Here is an 18,065-nt window from a genome sequence, read left to right on the forward strand (position 1 = left end):
ACTCAAACAGCGTGGTACGGTGTACACCATTAAATGGTAATCCCCGATGGCCTTGTCTAGACGGAAATTCTTCCTCGCTGCAGCGCTTTGGGCGTGGGTGTTTCGCCATTTTTTTGAGATGCCCTTAAAATAGTACGTATAATTTGGTCCCCCTTGGAAGGAACGCCCTCAATGTGTTCAACATGCAATTGGCCAGCGGCAGACGTGTTGAAATGATGAGGCTCCTTTCTCCCAATTACAATCGATCTGTTTTGAGGAATGCCGATGAAACCCAAAGATTGGATCTCACTCATCGAAACGGGCAATTCTTTAGACGGGAACGTGGAAGCGTGGCTTAAGAATGTGTTCGACCAGGCTTCCCCGCTGTTTGATCGCGGATGGTGGCCTGGTATGTGGACTTACTGACATGTTTCACCATTATGCGTCCAATGTCTTTTTTTTAATAAAAGTTGCAGGCAAGAGAGCTCATTACCATGCAACCGATAGGATGTTGCTAGATCTCTTTTCTTTAATTTCCCTCCAGTGCTCCTGCCTGGGTTAAGTTGTCCTCCCACAGGCCGATAAGGCAGAGGGCATTGTTCTCCGGGTATTCCCCAAAAATCTTATAGTCAGCGGTCTTCACAGGTTTCAATACACCCAAGAACGCATGGGATGGTTTTTCGACTCCATGCCACTATTGAGGGATTTTGACTGAAGGGTTTGAAATCTCATCAGTTTGGGGAAATGTAACAATCCTCACGAAGGAAACACTCACTTTTTTCTCAGGGGGGTTTAACAATGAGAAGAACGATATTGTTTTCGGCTTGTCTTGTTTTTAGCATGGGAAGTGTTGCCAGCCAGGTAAATGCTCAAGAGATTTGCCGGACGGCTGGATTCTGGGGCACTCATGCAGGCGAGGAGAAATCGGGTAGTACTAACATATCTGAAGGAGTTATCCGGGCCTGGTTGTCCACCGTCAATTCCTATGATCAAACGGCGACGGACAAGTGTACCTATGAAATGGATGGCACGGTAATTTGTAATTTTGAACCGCCAGGCCAGGCGGGAAGTCCGAAAGCCTGTCGAGATGCGAAGAAGAATGATATCACCCTGTTGAATAATTTCCCTATCGGGTATGAGGGAATTGATATTTGTGGGCAAATTGTTTCCGTAGACCCCAATGGTACCAACCAAATTCCTCCGGTCGTCGAAGCGTTATGCGTATCCCCAGGCGGGGATTCGAAACTGCAGCTCGGTCGCCAATTAACCGCCGCAGCGCTGAATTGCCTGCTTAGCGGAGGGGGCAGCGATTGCACGGGTACCTCCATTGAACCCGTCTTTGCATCCTGCAATTCGACCTGTGCGGTTTCCGGCCAGGAAGAGCAAGTAAACACCTGTATTGAAAAATTGGATTGCTTTAACAACGGTGGGATATGGAATGAAGATGATCCTCAGGCCATGTATTGCCAAATGGATGTTGCTGAATCCTGTCATGACCAGCCATTGATCGGAACGGTCATGAGCGACTCCGGAGAACCGGAGGATCCTGGGCTCCCCCCTCAGTAATTTCCAAAGAAGTTCCTCATGCAAGAAGCCCTTAATTCCTGGTCCAGAGTCCAGGCCTTTTAGGGCCTTGCCAGGGTAGATCAACGTACAACTCAATCCTTAACGAAGGATAGGGCTGATGAATGTGGAGAGTGCCATAATTTTTGCCAATATTTTTATTGGAAAAACGGAAGGGATATTCCCAGATGGGGAAGCTCGTGGTATGCTTTCTTCGATCGTATTGAAGGGCAATATTTCAGATTGAAACGTGGTGTCGCTAGGGTTTTTTATAGAATAAGCTTTTGGCTGAAATTTTGTGTCGTGACCCCTGCCTATAGAATAAGGAACTTCCATCCCGCGAACATGTGTTCTCTTTCATGGGCGAGCTGAAACCCGGGAATCGGGTTTCACTCATGGATTCCTCCGACGAGCTATTGCTCGCCTCTTTCCCACATTATTTGTGCCCCTTTCGAGGCATTCTACGGGTCCCGCCAATCAACGCTTCAAAGATTATGGTGTAACGGGACCTGGGATTTCCCACCGCATGGTCCCAAAATTTCTCAAACGAATTTCCCATTTGCCATCGGACTGGAAAAGCTTTGCGCCAGGGATCAAGGAGTCTGGTTTCAGGCTCGTGAATGGTTCCGGACTCCTCTTAAGATGTCCTGGATACTTAGCCGATGTATTCGAAGGCCTTTGACTTTAGGCTTGGCGCGTTTGATTCCCTTTTAATCACCATCGTCATAGGAGTGGAATGTGCAGACCAGTGTTGTTAATTCCGGGTTCGAAAATGAGGGGGTTTCTGTTCTCGCAAGTGCTCCATCGCTTCGACATGTTTGGTCACAGATTGATTGCCGCAGCCTGACCCCAAAGCTTGAGCAATTTCTGGCCGGGCGTCCTGAGACACCGTTTTTAGCTCTTGATCTTGAGCAGGTACGACACAAGTATCTTGAGCTTCAAGGAGAGTTTCCCCAGGCAGCGATCCATTATGCCGTGAAAGCCAATCCCGCCCCGGAAATCATTCAACTATTAGCGACGCTGGGCTCCCGCTTTGATATTGCAAGCCGTTATGAACTGGATTTGTGTTTGTCTCTCGGGGTGCCGGCCACTTGGCTGTCGTATGGCAACACGGTTAAAAAAGAGGCGGACATTGGCTATGCTTTTGCCTGTGGGGTTAGACTCTTTGCTTTTGATAGTGTGGCCGAACTGGAAAAATTGGGGAGACAGGCGCCTGGTGCTGGAGTGCAATGTCGAGTCCTGAGCCAAGGGAAAAACGCGGATTGGCCTCTTTCTAGAAAATTCGGTTGTGACCTGGCCATGGCATATGAATTACTCATCAAAAGTAGTGATCTTGGGTTGAAACCGCTGGGTGTGACGTTCCATGTGGGGTCCCAACAAACCGATCCGCAGCAATGGGTCGAACCCATGCAGCAGGCAGCGGAATTGTATCGCCAATTGAGACGACAGGGTCTGGAGCTGGAATGGGTTAATATTGGCGGAGGATTGCCGGCTACCTACCAAACGACTCTTCAGCCATTTTCCCATTACGCTCAAACCATTCAACAGGCTCTACAGCAATCCTTTGGTATCCCATCCCCTCAACTGATGATTGAACCCGGGCGGTTTCTGGTGGCGGATGCGGGAATTATCCAGAGCGAAGTGATCCTGGTTTCTCAAAAATCTCGCGAAGATGTCCGGCGATGGGTGTACCTCGATATCGGAAAGTTTGGCGGTTTGGCTGAAACGATGGATGAATGTATAAAGTATCGCCTACGCACCTTCCGTCAGGGTCCAACGGGACCGGTGATATTGGCTGGCCCCACCTGTGACAGCGCAGACGTGTTATATGAAAAAACATCTTATGAGTTGCCCATGGATTTGGCGATCGGTGATCGAATCGAAGTCTTAAGCGCCGGCGCCTATACCAGCAGCTATGCGTCTGTGGGGTTTAATGGATTTCCACCCTTGCGGACCTACTGTCTCTAGCGGATAGACTTGTCAATGGACCGTGTGCTCGCTTTGCTGCTTATTGCATTGTAGAGGCCGTTGATTTATTTCCCTGGGTTTCCTACAGTATTTTCTGACTCAGATAACGCCGCAGGGTGGGGTGGTCAAATACCAAACTCTGAGTGAACTGGACCAAGGCCTTCCCGGTGAACCAGACAATTTATGTCTATTTTAGGCATAGAGAAGAGAAGCGTTGTTCTAAATCGTTCCTTTTTTAATACAGTAGATAGGATACTAGGGAATTTTTTTGGAATAACTAGGACTTTCCCTAGTTGTGCATGAGAAGAGAACTCTTATTTACTCTCTTAAAGAGCCCTGAAGTTTTGGTGTAATGATCATTGACCTATATGATAGAGGAAATGGATAGAAACCATGGAGGGTTCTATGTCCAGTAAACGGTGGTCGAAGGCGATGTGGGAAGAATTTTTGAGCAGGATTTTTTCCGGTGATCATGTCTCGTTTGTTCCGCATAAAATCTTTCGTTGGGATGAAAATGGGATCTATCGAGATTGTTTTTTCCCTGTTCCCTGTCAACACCTTTTAGGTGGAGAGCATTTGATTGGGCGAGCCACTAATGAGGTCTTACCGAAAGATTCAGCCAGAAGTTTGAAAAAAGCCCTGACAAAAACACTGAAAACTCAACGGCCGCAAGATGTTCAATTGGTTTTTCCTACATTGGGAAAGACGGTTGTTGCTGTGGTCCGTCTTTTTCCTTATGAGTCTGATGCATTGGGCTTCATTACGGATCATTACCTAGATGGTTCACCAGTGATCACGGTTTCCCCCCAGGATCCCTCCGTGGCTTTTCTCAAAGGCTCCTCGGCCTATACTCTGTAATTCATGGGGGAGAGATTTTCTGAAAATTTCTCCCGATGATCGGGTTGGCAATTGGTGGGAATTCTCTGCGGTTGTCTTGACAGGGCTGCTGCATCTTGTATTCAAAAGTCTTGGTGCAAAGGGACTGTTCCATAGCCTTGGCCAGCATCAGTTGGATAAGCTATGTTGTCTGGAAGGTTCGGCAAGATCCAACGAGGTGGAAGAGTTGGGGATTTCGCACCGACAATCTTCGACAAGTCTTCATTTGGCCATCGGTGTTATTTGCCTGGTTGCGGTTAGCCATGGTCTGGTATGCCATGCTGTTTCTGTTGTTCATGTATCCGGGGTGGGGAATCCTTCAACAGTTTCTTGTGCAGGCCCTGGGTGTCGATAATCTCATCAAAATTTTTCCTCAGCATGGACTGTAGTTATCCCTTCCCATTGGGGTGATCCTGTTGCCGTGGTTCATTTCCCCGATTGGTGGCTGATGCTGGCCACCGGCCTTATGGCCTGCTTTTTTATCCCGTTCTATATCCGTGATGGAAACCTTTGGCCGCTGGGGCTCTATCATGGCTGGCTGGGCACGTTTTTTTATCTCTGGTTTCTTAACCGCGACCCCTGGGTATCCGTTTTCGGAAAATAGCTTGCGACCCACTTGACGAGTTTGATGAGAGGGGAGTAGAAAAGGAACCACTGTTGACGATGTAAAGGGAGATGTATAGTAATGGAAAGTAATCCGCTCGTAATTTCTGATCAAGAACGGTTGCAGCTTTTGTATGAACGGTTTCGGGATGTGTGTTTGGTGGAAAAGGAAGTGTGGACGGAAATCTATATGCCCCGGCAAACGGAGAAGGGCATGGTGCTCACCAATCAACACGAATGCTATGAAGTGATAATTGACGATCAAGGCATTGAAGATGCGCTGGAGGCCAATATCCCATTAGGGTCGAAGGCGTTGGGCGCCGCGATTCAAGAGTATAAAGATCATATTACGTTTCGAAAAAAGTAGTCCGTTTATTTGATCAAGGTGAAGCAAATCTTGATGGTTAGCCCCATGAATTTTACCCGCTCTTCCTCAGCCTTGATAGCAAGGTCCTGCAGGTCGTAACCGGCTTAAGCCGGTCCTTTTTCGGAATTCTTTAGTTTGAGTATTGAGAAATATTGAAGCGTTTTCCCCCTCTGCTTTTTGGGGCAGAGGGGGAACAATGATGATGACCCTGAAGCGAACGGCGCCATTTTTAGTCCTGGAATGTTCTGTAATTAGGGAGGGATTGATTAGGTTGCCGCAATCGCTTCTTTCGCAGGGGCTGTGACTTTTGCTGCAGCCGGCGGTACTTTTTTGGCTTTTTCTGTATCCTGATAGGCTTTGTCTTGGGCCATCCAATCATGCCTGAGTTTTTCTGATATGATCTTTGTATTTTCAAGCATTTCAGGAATCTTTTCTAGGGTTTTATCATGGGCTTCCATGGCATCACCTATGGCATTCGAACTGTATTGGTCGAATTGCACGCGAATAATTTCCACGTTCGGAAGAATATCCGAAAACCGAGCGGTATAGGTTTTCCCCTTCGCCGTTAAGTTTGTTCCGTCTTCTTCCACCAGCGCCTCGGTGCCGGCCGGCACATTCTTTCCGGTAAATTTGTGTAGCTTCCCGTGATCCCCAATGGCATAGCGTGTTATTTCGGTTCCCATGTGACCCACCCCTTGTTGTGTGTTGATGATAATACCCTCCGACTAGACAGACGGGGTATAGGTGTATTTGGAGTCGCGGTACAAACAAAGACACCATACATTCCGGTATGTCTCGATTGAAATGATTATGAAGGCTCCAGGGCTGGAGAGCAATGGGCTAGGTATTAAAAAGGTGAGTTGAACCTCCCGTCAAGGGCGTTTGCGCCAGGAGGCAAACCGGGTTCGGAAAATGCCTTTAGGGGGTCACTTGCAGTATGTGGTGATGTCAGACCACTCAGATTGAAACGGGAAGGTTCGATAGGTCATGGAGCCTGGTGGCAGCAAAGACTTCAGGTGGGCTAGCCGGTCTTGGGTCTCCGGATGAGTCGAAAGATAGCGAAAGACGTCGTTCCCAGGTTGTTCTTTTCCAAGTTTGGCGAAAAAGGTGATCATCCCCTCGGGATTAATCTTCGACTGCTGTAATAATTGGAATCCCTGTTCATCGGCCTGGTTTTCGGCGTCACGGCTATAGGACAGGGTTTGAAGCGTTTGGGCGGCTTGGAGTGCATAGGCCACTATGCCGCTGGCATCCCCGCTGAGCGCGGCGATGACGAAAGCCATCGATACATGCCTGACGATAAGGTGCATGGTGTGTCGAAGCAGAACGTGTTGAATTTCATGAGCCAGGACTCCCGCGAATTCTTCTGGAGAACCGGTGTCCTGCAGAAGACCACGAAAGACCAGGACATACCCGCCCGGAGCCGCCATGGCGTTGACGACGGGGCTATCCACCACGGTCACCTGAAATCGATAGGGGGGGCGGTCGATGGAATCGGTCAGGGCCGTCAATATTGATTCGACCGCGTGGATCAGTTTCGGATTCTGGCAAACCGGTTTTCCGGCTGTGACTTCCTGTTGAACATATTGTCCCAACTGAATTTCCCAGGAAATCGGAATGGCGGCGGTGATTGGCTGAGCCAATAAGGGAATCCCCCAGATAAAGATGCCATACACGATGGGGATGCTGGCGAGTGCGGCAAGCACTGTCCAGTACACGCGTGTACCTCGCGTGTGGGGATGATGGAAATGCTTGGTGTCCGATCCGCCATGCTCATGAATCGCCAGCAGAATATTGGGGCCGGGGATGACCAGGGTTTCGCCAATTCCTGTCCCTCGCTCGAATCGTACTTCTTCTCCGGAGTAGCGCCCCTGGGTTTGGCGAAGTTCATGGTAGTTCCATGTCGTGTGTGTGTGGTCAGCAAAGTGAAGACTTAGGCCGACAGCTGTCACGGAGATGGTGACATGCTGGGGAACTGCCGATTGTCCGTCATAATAAGACCCTTTCCATTCTGTGGGGTATGCCATGATCGAGGTGGTTCAGCCTAAGGGATTCATAATTTGTCGATGGATGGTGAGAGGTGAATGTCGGGAAGGTCCAACACTGACATGCACAAAGGCCAAATTAGCCCAGATCGAAACCAGCGTCAAAATATCCCGCAAGCTCTTCTCCGGTGGGCGAAGCATCCAAGGCTTCCTGTTCGATCCGTTGAAAATCTAAAGGGCCTTGAAGGGTGAGATGATAATACAAAAATTGAAGATTCCTGACCTGGACCCAGGGCCAGGCTAATCCAAAGGTAAGAATGAGTATGAAGAAGTTCGTCATCCGCAACTCCACCAAATTCCAGGTGGAGGCAGAAAATTGAAAATGCGCATCTCCAAAATCTGAATGATTCCATTGGTACCGTTGTTTGGCAACCTGCAGATAAAACCACGGTAGCAGCAGTGTGAGAATCCCGGTGATGAAGATGGAATTGAACAAGAGGTCTCGCCAACCACCGGATGGCCATTGGGCGAAGACTGACAGGCCTTCGGGTCCGGCGCTGGTCCCGATGAGTGTGATCACAATCAGTATGCTGAGGGCAAGGGCTTTCGCATAGATTTTCAAGAGTCCGCTTCCCGTTCCGAAATAGGTGAATGGGCGATTGCCAAAGTAGGTGTGAGTGACGAGAAATTTTCGTCTGGCATTTTCGAAAAACGGATAATAGATGCCGGCAGTCAACAAGGTCAGTACCGTTCCCAGGATCCATATTTTCATATAGGCTTTCACGTGCCCCCGGAAGGAGAAACGAATTGTTCCCAGAGAAGTTCGACTCAAGCGATAACGATGCGATCCGACCACAGCGACAGGAATGAAACACAGGGCCATGGTTGCTGCAAGGGCATTGGGAATCCAGATTGGAATCTGGTCCCATATGAGGGGAACGAGACTCAGCAAAGCATAGGGAAGACCAAAAATTAAAAATGCTTTTGACCAGCCCTTTAATAATTCTTGCGGTGTCCCATGATAGGAAAAGCGAGTGTGAGCAAAACTGGTTTGGCTGCTCAAAAATTGGCGAATACGCACTCTCCTCCAAAAAGAATACAGGCCAAGAGTCAGTAATGTGAAAAAAGTATTGACAATGAAAATCCCAAAGAGGGTTCGCCCACGCCCCCAAAACATGGGATGGTGGACGGGAAACAAATCGGAATCGTCCGACTCGTTGTCTATGTCCAAAGGGGGAATTGCGCGAAGGGGCTCGGTCGGTTTTCTCTGCGCAAAACCTAAATATGCTAAATCTGAGCCATGTTCAGTCAATGGGCCAGCCCTATTAGGGAACAACGGGCCCTGAGATTCTGATGGGGTCAAGGAACGGTCTGTGGCGAGTGGTGGTTCATTGGAGTTATTCACGGATTCCTGTAGTGGTGAATGACGCGCGACCCCACAATGCGAACAGGTCTCTCCGCCATTTCTGACCCTCCCGCAATTTGTACAGAACAAAGCGGGCGTCAGTTCCATCGCTCAGACGCCACCTTTTTGATCGGGCTCATCAGTGGTGGTCTCTGGAGATACAGGGTTTCACGTATCTGGCTCTATCGGTCTTATTTGATACAATCCTAAACATAATTTCCCAACTTAATTCTCGTGGGGAGTCAAGGAAGGATTCATGCAGAAAAGTATAGTCAAAATGATCATGGTCGTCATAAATATTGTTGGGGTGTTGGGTTGTGCTGGTCTCTCACATCAGACTCCTCAAAATGAAGTGCGTTCTCGTCTGGAACCCTTTCATCCACCTCGACAACTTCAAGAACTTGCCGGGATATGGGCCTATACAGACGATACCGGGTCCAATACCATTACGTTAAATGAGGCGGGGAAAGGACATTATGATTGGGAGGATGGCTGGTTTGAAACCCATGAACTGAAGGATGGGGTGTGGAAGGGCAAATGGATGCAAGCCGGTAACGATCGGGAGGGAGGGTTTGAGCTGAAGTGGTTAGATGATTCGCCGGTCGCTCGGGGACGTTGGTGGTACACTCGCATTGGCCAGGATCACAACCCTCTTGAACCTGGTGGTACCTTTACCATGCGACGGATATCCTCTTTCCTCACAGGCGGCGAGTAGTCCCGTCGCGTCCAGAAAGAGAGAAGAATCAAGGCTGGAGAGAAGAGCATCTTTGAAAGCTTAACGACTGCCCATGACGGTTTTCTGTTCACTCCCTGCAGGATGGGTGGGCGGAGGGTTCTTTTGTCTCCCACGAATGTCCGGCGCCTCCAGCAGGACAGCATCTAAGGCCTCTTCAATCGATTCCACGAATATGACGGACAACTCAGATCGCACAGCGTCAGGCACATCTTTCAGATCCTTTTCGTTAGCTCTAGGAAGGACAATGCGGCGCAACCCGACCCTATGTGCGGCCAGAATCTTTTCTTTAATCCCGCCCACAGGCAGGACCAATCCCGTCAACCCAATTTCTCCGGTCATCGCCGTATCGTTCCTAACCGGGATTTTCAGTAGGAGTGAAGCCAGAGCACTGGCCATGGTCACACCGGCGGATGGTCCATCTTTAGGAATGGCACCCTCCGGTACATGAATATGCATTCCGCTCTGCTTAAACACGGCAATATCCAAGCCCAGCGATTCGGCACGCGACCAGAGATAGCTCCGAGCCGCCTGGGCTGATTCCTGCATCACATCGCCAATGTGGCCCGTAATGGTGAGGTCGCTCCCTCCCGGGAGAAGGGCACTTTCTACATAAAGGACATCCCCGCCGGTTTCTGTCCAGGCCATTCCCGTGGCTACGCCGAGGGGCAATGTCTTTCTGGCTTCCTCAGGCATAAATCGTTCGATCCCTAACCATTCCGGAAGGTCGCTTTGGGTAATTGTGAGAGATTCTTCCGGCTGGTCCGGCGGATGTTCTGCCAGCTTCAAAGCCACTTTACGAGTTAACCGTCCCAACATCTGTTCCAATTGGCGAACGCCGGCCTCCCGTGTATATCGTTTGATGATATGGGGAATCACCTGTTCCTCTAACGTCAGAGGTTTGGACTCCAAGCCGGCTTCTTTTAAGCGGCGAGGCCACAAATAACGATTGGCAATTTCAAGTTTTTCCTGCTGACTGTAGCCTCCCAGACGTATGATTTCCATGCGATCCAAGAGAGGACGGGAGATCGTGTCCAGGGAATTGGCCGTGGTGATAAACATCACCTTAGAGAGATCAAAGGGCAAATCTAAGTAATTGTCCCGGAAGGTATGATTCTGCTCAGGGTCAAGAATTTCTAACAAGGCTGAGGCGGGGTCTCCTCGAAAATCCTGTCCGACCTTATCGACCTCGTCCAGCATCAGGATCGGATTTTTTGCTCCGGCACGTCGGAGAGCTTGAATTAGACGGCCGGGCATGGCTCCGACATAGGTCCGGCGATGTCCACGCAATTCGGCTTCATCATGGAGACCCCCTAAACTCAGGCGTTCAAACTTTCTTTCCAGGGCCCGGGCAATGGATTGCCCCAAGCTGGTTTTCCCCACTCCCGGAGGTCCCACCAAACACAGGATGGGAGCCTTCGCAGACGGATTCAACTTCAACACTGCCAGGTGCTCAAGGATGCGTTCTTTGACATCCTGAATGCCGTAATGATCTTCATCTAAAATCGTCCGAACGTGAGTCAAATCCAGATGGTCTTCTGTGAGGGTGTTCCAGGGTAATTCCAGAACCAATTCCAAATAGCTGCGAATGACTTGATGATCCGGAGAGGCGGGAGGCAGCTTGACCAGGCGCTTTAATTCTCTGGTGGCTTCGGTTTTGACGATCTCAGGAAGATCAGCCTTCTCGATACGGGCTTTTAATTCTCCCACTTCCCCATCTTCAGGTTGGGTCTCCAAGTCTCCGAGTTCTTGTTGAATTTCTTTTAACTGTTGTCGTAAGAAATACTCCCGTTGGGATTTTCCAATTTCCGCTTGGGCCTGGCTCGCGATTTCATGGCGAATTTTGAGGATATGGAGTTCATGTGCCAACGCGCCGTATACCTGACGAAGCACCTCCTTAGCATCAGATTGCTCCAGAAGTCCCTGTAATCGTTCCACATTGAGGTTGAGGAGTGACACGAGCCGGTAGGCCACCGAAAGGGGATTTTTTTCTGCTCGAAGCACCGCCACCAATTCCACTACGCCTTGGGTCGTCAATAATTCCGGTAATTGGCCAATGAGTTCCACCAGTTCACGATGCAAGGCTTCAAGTTCCAGGTCGGATTCAAGAGAGAGAGCCAGTTGCCGGGACCGAACGATCATATGGGGTTCGGCTTGTTCCTGCTTGAGTAGGACGACGCGTTCGATGCCCTGTGCGAGAACCTGGAGATGGCCGTCCGGAGTTTTTCCCATTTGCTTGATGACGGCCTTTGTGCCAATGCGATACAGGTCATCGAACCCGGGTTCTTCCTTTTCAGAGTCACGCTGAGTGGCGAACACCAGAGCTTTGTCTTCCGAATTCATCGCGGCTTCCACCGCCGCGATCGAGCGGGGTCGGCCAATCGTGAAGGGAACAAGGGTATCGGGGAACAAGACCGTTCGTTTGACAGGGACGAGCGGGAGGGAAACGATGAGTGTATTCTCGGGTTCTGGGGGAGTATCCATTTTGGTCCTTACCGTTCTTCAGGAATATAGCAACATTATACTTGTTCTCCCCAACAAGATACGCATCTTTTTCGTTGAGTCAAATTGATTGGCAGGACTTACCCGTGTTGTTATGCGGGTGGTAGTTAAAAAGCCTTTCATGAGCGAAACTGAAAACCTGCACCTATGTTGGTGATCAATTCTCGTCCTCATAATGCGAGGTGGAATCTCCGTGGTGTACATCTGAATATCGCAGAACATCCTGAGTATTGATGATTGTGATGAGTCAGAATTGGCCATGTAAGCTTTACGAATTTTCCACCCTTCCCGAAAAAATTGCAAATGATCCAGATTTCCTGGATTCCTTGACAGCTTTCTGGGGAAATTTTAAAATTGTAAGTAAATACTTACTAATTAGGAAGCCCCCAAATGCGATCATCACCGAAACGAATATCCGGTCCGGTCCGGAAGGCCAAAATCATTCAATCGGCGGCCTCCTTATTTGCCAAAAAAGGCTTTAGCGGGACAAAGACCCGGGAGATTGCTCAGAGGGCAGGAGTAAGCGAAGCCCTTATTTTTAAACATTTTCCCAGTAAAGAAGATTTGTATGCGGCCATTCTTGCAGAGGAATCTCCCGTGCCGGGATTACTCTCCAGAGTGAAAAGTCTTGCTGGGGAACAAAAGGATGTTGAGGTGTTTTCCGTGATTGCCCGGACGGTGGTCGGAGGGGCTCCGGATTCCGATTTGATGCGGCTGATTTTATTTAGCGCACTGGAAAACCATGAGATGTCGGATATGTTTTTCCACAATCACATCCGAGTGTTTTATGATTTTTTGGCCGGCTACATTCAACAGCGCATAGAAGATGGGGCCTTTCAACCGGTTCAGCCCCTTATTGCTGCACGCGCCTTTATGGGCATGCTGATTTATCATCGGTTGTTGACGGTCCTATTTCAGGCTCAACTCCCTCAGACAGCTGAAGACATTTCCCGAACCTTTGTGAACATCATGATGAACGGACTTAAAATTCCTTCACCGGAAGGAGCCGCCCGCTTGTCAGGTCAAATAAAAAAACCCCGGAAGCGGACGGCACGGAAAATATGAATTACGTTGCACTGAAAATGTTGTTTGGCGATCGCCCCAAATACCTCATGTTGCTGGCAGGGCTCACATTTTCCACGATGCTCATTGTTCAGCAGGGATCCATTTTCTGGGGGTTGATGACCTGGTCACAATCGGGCATCACCAATGTGAATGCCCCTGTGTGGGTTACCGATTCCAATATCAATCAAGTCGAAGAGATTAAACCGCTGGCTGATACGACGGTGAACCTGGTTCGAAGTGTTTCCGGGGTGGAATGGGCGGTTCCTCTCTATAAGGGCGTTCAGCGTGCGAGGCTGCGGGATGGGAACTATGAACAAATTGCTTTAGTCGGAATTGAATCCAGTACCTTAATTGGCCGACCCGGTAAGGTATTGGATGGCAAGATTGAAGAGCTACGCTCTCCTGACGCGGTCGCGATCGATCAATTAGGGGTGGAACGATTAGGTGGGCCCGAGAATATTCATCTCGGCACCACGTTTGAAATCAATGATCACCGTGTCAGAGTCGTGGCAATCGTGCAGACTCAAAAAAGTTTTCAAAACTTTCCCTTTGTTTACACCACCTACGAGCGAGCCTTGAGTGTGACACCCGAAGAACGGCGGAAGTTGTCGTATGTGCTTGCCAGTCCGGTGAGTGGAGTCGGTCCCGAAGAATTAGCCAGGCGTATTCATGAGCAAACCGGATTAGGCGCATTTACCGAAGACCAGTTTGGATGGAAAACCATTCGATGGATTCTACAAAACACCGGTATTGGCGTGAATTTTGGTACTACCGTCCTATTAGGATTTATTGTGGGGATGGCGATTTCCGGACAAACCTTTTATCTATTTACGGTCGAGAATCTGCCGCAGTTCGGCGCGCTGAAAGCGATAGGAGCTAGCACGGGTATGCTGGCGCGTATGATTCTTCTGCAAAGTTTTACCGTCGGGTCCATTGGATATGGAGTCGGTGTGGGATTGGCCACCCTGTTTGGATTGACCGCTGCAGGTGGAGGGCGGCTCCCCTTTAAAGAAACATGGCCTCTTCTCGTCGGAGTGGGCGTGGCGCTCCTGTTGATCTGTGCGGTATCGAGTGTGATTAGTATTCGAAAGTTGGCCAAACTTGAACCGGCGATTGTATTTCGGGGGTAGCGTCGTGAGTAATCCGTCTCCAACTCTCAATCATGATTCGGCTCACTGGCTGGTGCAGGCCAGGGGGGTGGTGAAATCGTTTGGGGAAGGAGAGACCCGGATCCCAGTCCTAAAGGGAGTGGATCTAAATGTCGCCCGTGGGGAAGTCTTGTTGCTGGTGGGGCCTTCAGGTAGCGGGAAAACGACGCTCTTGTCGGTGATTGCCGGTATTTTAGAAAGCGATGAGGGAGAGGTGAGAATTTTAGGCGAATCCATTCTGGAATTGTCCGCGTCTGAAAAAACGAAATTTCGCTTGGATCATCTCGGATTTATTTTCCAGCAATACCATCTATTACCCACCCTCACGGCGGTCGAAAATGCGGCTGTCCCGTTATTGATTCGGGGAGTAGCCAAACACGATGCCCTGGCTCAGGCGGAGAAGGTCCTTGGGAGCATGGGCATGGGAGCGCGCTTGGCCGCATTGCCAACCCGACTGTCGGGAGGGGAGCAGCAGCGGGTGGCGATTGCCCGAGCTTTGGTGAGTGATCCCCAGTTATTGCTGTGTGATGAACCGACGGCGAACCTGGATGGAGAGACGGGACACCGGATTGTCCAGCAATTACATGATATCGGGAAAAAGCATGATCGGGGGGTGATTATCGTGACGCACGATACCCGAATTTTTGAATTTGGCGATCGCATTGTCCACATGGAAGATGGACGAGTGAACCAGATCCAAGAAGGGCAGGAGACACCCGTTTAAATGGTATTTCGACGTCTGAGCTTTTGGATCGCGGTGGGGGGCATTATTTTGACGATTGCGACGTTGTGGGGCGCCAATAAGAAAGTGGCTCCGCCTCCACCAATGGAAGCTCCTCCTCAGAATCCGTATCCAGTCACCGTGGCTGCGGCAGGCATTATTGAAGCGGTGAATGAAAATGTCCGGATCGCGCCTCCGGTCTCCGGTCTTGTGACGGAGGTGTCTGTCACGGTGGCGGATCATGTTGAGCAGGGAGATCCGTTGTTTCAGTTGGATGATCGGGAGTTGCGGGCACAATTGCAAACCAAGACTGATTCGCTCCCGTCTGCGGCGGCGCGGATCGCCGAGCAGGAGATCCGGCTTCGGGATCTCCATGACCAATTGAAGCGGCTTCAGTCGGTCACAGACCGTCGGGCGGTCAGTGAAGATGATGTGAAGCGAAAATGGCATGAGACGGAAGGAGCCAAGCGGGCGTTGGTTCGGGCAAGGGCTGATCTCCATTTGGCCCGAACGGAACGCGATGAAGTCCAAACGTTGTTAAATCGTCTCACCGTCCGGGCACCACGTGCGGGGACGATTCTTCAGGTCAACGTTCGGGCTGGTGAATATGCCACGGTGAATCCCATAGAGCCGCTCATCTTATTGGGAAATACGGAGACCCTACAGGTGCGGGCCGATATCGATGAGGTCAACGCGCCGTTGGTGGTGCCGGGAAGCCCGGCTGTGGCCTATCTCAAAGGGTTTACCGATAAGTCCATTTCTCTCACCTTTGATCGGATTGAGCCGTACATTGTGCCCAAACGTTCCCTCACTGGCGAAAATCGCGAGCGGGTCGACACCAGGGTGCTCCAGGTAATTTATGGATTTGAAAGGCCCTCGTTCTCGGTCTATGTTGGCCAACAAGTTGATGTCTATATTGAACGCTCTGCTGTTCAGGTCTCAGGACAGGACCAAAGCCAATGGGGGAAAGGGGCTCAGCAATCTGATGTCTCCCGTCCGTTGTCGAAGGCAGGTGAGACTCAATAAGGGGAAACGCATGATCGCCAAGAAACATGTACCCATGATGCTTGTGATTCTTTGTCTGCCGGGATGTCTGGTGGGGCCGGACTATCAGCAGCCGGACCTCAATGTCCCGGAAGACTGGAACAGAATGACCCTGGAAGGCTCATCTTCTCTGCTTCCCATCACGGTCGGCCAAGTGCCGGAGGCCGAGTGGTGGCGAATGTTCGCCAACGATGAATTGAATGGATTGATTGAACAGGCTTTGGATCGGAACCACGATCTGCGACAAGCTGCGTTTCGGGTGCTGGAGGCTCGTGCGATTGCCTATGGGTCAGGAGCCGGGCTTTATCCCAATGTGTCGTTGAATGGATCTTATAGCCGGATTCGTCGATCGGAAAGCATTTTGGTCGGTCCCACAGGAGGGGCACCTGAAGGGTTCGCGCCGCCCGGAGCTGATTTTGATATTTGGCGTGCGGACATCGATCTTCGATGGGAACTGGATTTATGGGGTCGCATTCGCCGCGGAAAGGAGGCCTTTACCGCAGAAGCGTTGGGGAGCGAAATGAATCGCCGCGGTTTGTTATTGAGCCTGGTGGGTGAGGTGGGAGATGCCTATTTTCGGCTTCGCGAACTCGATGAACAAGTGGAAATTGCCGAACGGAACCTGGCCCTTCAACAAGACTCACTGTCGATCATCCGGAGCCGTGCGCAGGCCGGTCTGGTATCGGACCTGGATGTGAAACGAGAGGAAACCCTTGTGGCTCAAACGGCCTCGCAAATTCCCGAGTTTCGTCGTCAACGGGCTGTGCAACTGCATCAACTCGAAGTGTTGACCGGGGCCAATCCTGGGACGCTGGTGTTGTCCTCCAAACCCCTTCGGTCCGTGATGGCACAACCAACGATCCCTGTTGGTCTGCCTTCAGATCTCTTGCAACGGCGCCCGGATATTTTGGAAAAGGAGGAAACCTTAAAAGCCGCCAATGCTCGAATTGGAGAAGCGCGCGCCTACTTTTTCCCCAGCGTGGCCATCACGGGAAACGGAGGATTTCTCACCAGCGAATTCGATCAATGGTTCAAATGGGGCAGCCGCAACATGGCGATCGGTCCTTCGGTTACCCTTCCGATCTTTGAAGGCTATACCAATTTGGCCAGATTAGAGGTGGCGGAAAACCGGTATCAGCAAATGTTAGAAGACTACCAGCAAACCATTCTGAATGCGTTCAGGGAAGTGGCTGATGTGCTGGTTGCCCTGCAAACGCGCAAAGAGCAATTGGTCAGTCAACACCAACATGTGGGAGCGGCGCGGGAATCACTGGAGCTGGCGGACATACGGTATCGCAAGGGATTGGTCAGCTATATCGACGTCATAGATGCTCAGCGCATCGTGCTCGATGCAGAATTGGGAGTGGTCCAAACCGAGCGGGCACGTCTCACGGCTATGGTGGATTTGTTCAAAGCTGTAGGCGGCGGTTGGCAGAATGAACAGTTGGCTCACCTGACCAAAAAGCCCTGACCGGTAGAGACATCGGGCGATACGTCTATCTTTCATGATCGAATGACGTGCACTGAAAACAAGGTTCCATCGGAACGTCGCGACAAAGAAATAACCATTTTTGTTGCTTATAATCATTAATGACTTTACCTGATGCTGTGGAGCCGGCATGGTAGGGACCCCTACGAAAAAGGTAGAGTGCATCGCCTGCCAAAGTTCCCCCTCTCAATTGTCGTCATTCCGACAAGTCATTAGCCGGAATCAGTTCCAATTAATCATGACACCAATGTCTCTCTCTCAATAGAAGTCGATGGGTCACCCCCACGTTGTGACGGGATTGGGCACCGAACCCTTCTCAATTGATCTCGGACCACCCTGTCCGATGTAGAGACGCCCCGGTGGGATGTGCAGCATGAATGGCCAGACGACCGGCGACATCACCTCCCAAATCTACAGAAGATGTGTCGTGGATGGCCACCCGACGTGCGGTGAAGACGACGTTTCACGGGAACGCCCCTACGAAGAAACAAATTCGGTGGGAGAGATGCCATAGCAAAGGGTAGGAATTATTCGGTGGATTTGCTGTAATTGGATTCCGTTTTCTTTTGACTGGCAATTGAGTGAAACACACAGTAGTCATCGTCGATATATTTTAG

General features: G+C 50.4%; 17 protein-coding genes. 13 read left to right on the plus strand and 4 right to left on the minus strand.

The window, feature by feature from the left end; translation table 11 throughout:
• Positions 1 to 264: 264 nt before the first annotated feature.
• From PJI16_06810 to PJI16_06840, 7 genes are all read left to right on the plus strand, one after another.
• The gene (locus PJI16_06810) at positions 265 to 405 is read left to right on the plus strand and encodes a hypothetical protein (protein ID MDT3777265.1); all 141 of its coding nucleotides are present in this window, start codon (positions 265 to 267) and stop codon (positions 403 to 405) included.
• A 372-nt stretch (positions 406 to 777) separates the two neighbouring features.
• Complete coding sequence (locus PJI16_06815; protein MDT3777266.1) at positions 778 to 1,545, plus strand: hypothetical protein; 768 nt, start codon at positions 778 to 780, stop codon at positions 1,543 to 1,545.
• 118 nt (positions 1,546 to 1,663) lie between these two features.
• Entirely contained in the window at positions 1,664 to 1,789 is a 126-nt protein-coding gene (locus tag PJI16_06820) for a hypothetical protein (protein MDT3777267.1), read from the plus strand.
• Positions 1,790 to 2,385: 596 nt separating this feature from the next.
• Complete coding sequence (locus PJI16_06825) at positions 2,386 to 3,510, plus strand: type III PLP-dependent enzyme (GenBank protein MDT3777268.1); 1,125 nt, start codon at positions 2,386 to 2,388, stop codon at positions 3,508 to 3,510.
• Positions 3,511 to 3,915: 405 nt separating this feature from the next.
• On the plus strand, positions 3,916 to 4,368 hold the full coding sequence (locus PJI16_06830) for a hypothetical protein (protein MDT3777269.1): 453 nt from the start codon (positions 3,916 to 3,918) through the stop codon (positions 4,366 to 4,368).
• Between the two features lie 95 nt (positions 4,369 to 4,463).
• Positions 4,464 to 4,775: a hypothetical protein gene (locus PJI16_06835; GenBank protein ID MDT3777270.1), complete on the plus strand. Its 312-nt coding sequence runs from the start codon at positions 4,464 to 4,466 to the stop codon at positions 4,773 to 4,775.
• Positions 4,776 to 5,071: 296 nt separating this feature from the next.
• Positions 5,072 to 5,356, plus strand: coding sequence for a hypothetical protein (locus tag PJI16_06840; GenBank protein MDT3777271.1), 285 nt, complete (start codon positions 5,072 to 5,074; stop codon positions 5,354 to 5,356).
• Between the two features lie 266 nt (positions 5,357 to 5,622).
• Here PJI16_06840 and PJI16_06845 read toward each other — a convergent pair whose 3' ends face one another.
• The 3 genes from PJI16_06845 to PJI16_06855 form a co-directional block, all read right to left on the minus strand.
• Positions 5,623 to 6,039, minus strand: a complete 417-nt coding sequence (locus PJI16_06845; GenBank protein MDT3777272.1) for a hypothetical protein — start codon at positions 6,037 to 6,039, stop codon at positions 5,623 to 5,625.
• 243 nt (positions 6,040 to 6,282) lie between these two features.
• Positions 6,283 to 7,383 carry a M48 family metallopeptidase gene (locus PJI16_06850; GenBank protein ID MDT3777273.1) on the minus strand — a complete coding sequence of 367 codons (1,101 nt, stop codon included), beginning with the start codon at positions 7,381 to 7,383 and terminating at the stop codon, positions 6,283 to 6,285.
• 97 nt (positions 7,384 to 7,480) lie between these two features.
• On the minus strand, positions 7,481 to 8,518 hold the full coding sequence (locus PJI16_06855; protein ID MDT3777274.1) for a YjgN family protein: 1,038 nt from the start codon (positions 8,516 to 8,518) through the stop codon (positions 7,481 to 7,483).
• A gap of 484 nt (positions 8,519 to 9,002) precedes the next feature.
• Here PJI16_06855 and PJI16_06860 point away from each other — a divergent pair, with 484 nt between their 5' ends.
• On the plus strand, positions 9,003 to 9,461 hold the full coding sequence (locus PJI16_06860; GenBank protein ID MDT3777275.1) for a hypothetical protein: 459 nt from the start codon (positions 9,003 to 9,005) through the stop codon (positions 9,459 to 9,461).
• Positions 9,462 to 9,521: 60 nt separating this feature from the next.
• Here the strand turns inward: PJI16_06860 and lon are convergent, their stop codons facing one another.
• Positions 9,522 to 11,963, minus strand: a complete 2,442-nt coding sequence (lon, locus tag PJI16_06865; GenBank protein ID MDT3777276.1) for an endopeptidase La — start codon at positions 11,961 to 11,963, stop codon at positions 9,522 to 9,524.
• A 408-nt stretch (positions 11,964 to 12,371) separates the two neighbouring features.
• Between lon and PJI16_06870 the strand changes: the two genes are divergently transcribed.
• Genes PJI16_06870 through PJI16_06890 form a run of 5 tightly spaced genes read left to right on the plus strand, consistent with a single transcriptional unit; the run spans position 12,372 to position 17,430 of the window.
• Complete coding sequence (locus tag PJI16_06870; GenBank protein MDT3777277.1) at positions 12,372 to 13,046, plus strand: TetR/AcrR family transcriptional regulator; 675 nt, start codon at positions 12,372 to 12,374, stop codon at positions 13,044 to 13,046.
• On the plus strand, positions 13,043 to 14,176 hold the full coding sequence (locus tag PJI16_06875) for an ABC transporter permease (protein MDT3777278.1): 1,134 nt from the start codon (positions 13,043 to 13,045) through the stop codon (positions 14,174 to 14,176). The genes PJI16_06870 and PJI16_06875 overlap by 4 nt, the downstream gene beginning before the upstream one ends.
• Before the next feature lie 4 nt (positions 14,177 to 14,180).
• Complete coding sequence (locus PJI16_06880) at positions 14,181 to 14,918, plus strand: ABC transporter ATP-binding protein (protein MDT3777279.1); 738 nt, start codon at positions 14,181 to 14,183, stop codon at positions 14,916 to 14,918.
• Positions 14,919 to 15,941, plus strand: coding sequence for an efflux RND transporter periplasmic adaptor subunit (locus PJI16_06885; protein MDT3777280.1), 1,023 nt, complete (start codon positions 14,919 to 14,921; stop codon positions 15,939 to 15,941).
• Between the two features lie 10 nt (positions 15,942 to 15,951).
• Positions 15,952 to 17,430, plus strand: a complete 1,479-nt coding sequence (locus tag PJI16_06890) for an efflux transporter outer membrane subunit (protein MDT3777281.1) — start codon at positions 15,952 to 15,954, stop codon at positions 17,428 to 17,430.
• The last annotated feature ends 635 nt before the right edge of the window (positions 17,431 to 18,065 follow it).

This window comes from Nitrospira sp. MA-1 (genome assembly GCA_032139905.1).
Lineage (GTDB): Bacteria > Nitrospirota > Nitrospiria > Nitrospirales > UBA8639 > Nitrospira_E.